The following is a 1,266-nucleotide window of genomic DNA, read 5'->3' as shown; positions in this document are numbered from 1 at the left end:
GACAGTGAGGTTCCGAAACCATGCCGTCATTTTATCGGAAGAGATAAAGAACTAGAAGAATTATATACCATGCTTGAGGAAAACCGTCATGTTTTTCTTTGCGGAATTTCCGGTATTGGTAAAAGCGAACTTGCCAAAGCCTACGCAAAACATTACAAAAAGTATTACACTAACATTCTATATGTAGAATATACAGGTGATCTTCATCAGGACATTACTGACATGGATTTTATTGATGATCCACCAGAAATCAACGAACAGGAACTGTTTCAAAGACATAACCGTTTTCTGCGTTCCCTGAAATCCGATACTCTGCTTATCATAGATAATTTTAATGTCACAGCTACACAGGACAGTTTTCTGTCAGTAGTATTAAAATACCGCTGTCAGATTTTATTTACGACCAGAAGTAATCTGAATGAATACTGTACTTTTCAATTAAAAGAAATAAAGGATATAAACATTCTTTTCCAACTGACATCTGCATTTTATTCAGAAGCAGACAAGTATCGTTCGACCGTCGAAAAAATCATAGAGACCGTACACTATCATACTTTTGCTGTAGAACTGGCTGCAAAACTTTTGGAAAATGGAATTTCAACTCCAGGTCAGTTATTAGCAAGACTTCAGGAAGAAAGAGCATCTCTCGATAATGAAGATAAAATTAAGATAATCAAGGATGGTCAAAGCAGTAAAGCCACTTATTATAGTCATATCCATACTCTATTTTCACTATATGCTTTATCCCGAAAACAGCAGGATATCATGTGCAATATGTGCTTTCTTCCTTCCACCGGTATTTCTGCCCGTATATTTGCCAAATGGCTGGAACTGCCCACACTAAATGAAATCAACGATTTAATTGAGACTGGTTTCGTTCAGACAACAACACGTCGCACTATCTCTCTGCATCCGATGATTCAGGAAATCACCCTTTCAGAGACAAAACCATCTGTAAGTAGTTGTCACACGTTTCTGGATTCTTTACAGCACATATGTTTAATGCATGGAATGGAAGTAGATTATTATAAAAAGCTATTTCAAACAATCGGAAATATCATAGAATTAATTGAAAAAGATGATATGCCAAAGTATCTGCTTTTTCTGGAAAATGCATTTCCATACATGGATAACTATAACTATCACAAAGGTATGAAGGGAATCATTCAGGAACTGAAGGTGCTGTTAAAGACAAAAAGCATTGGCACCAACTCTGACCGGGCGTTATTACTGGATTTTCAGGCAACCCTTGAAACCAAACCTGAA

General features: G+C 36.6%; 1 protein-coding gene. It reads left to right on the top strand.

The genetic code is table 11. The annotated features are described in order from the left end of the window. Nucleotides 1-1,266, top strand: a 1,266-nt coding sequence (locus DWX26_RS16360) for an ATP-binding protein (protein ID WP_243030731.1), incomplete at both ends; no start/stop codon positions are given.

It is taken from the genome of Blautia sp. AF19-1, from assembly GCF_003479155.1.
In the GTDB taxonomy this organism is placed as follows: domain Bacteria; phylum Bacillota; class Clostridia; order Lachnospirales; family Lachnospiraceae; genus Fusicatenibacter; species Fusicatenibacter saccharivorans.
This window is presented reverse-complemented; position numbering and strand designations above follow the sequence as displayed.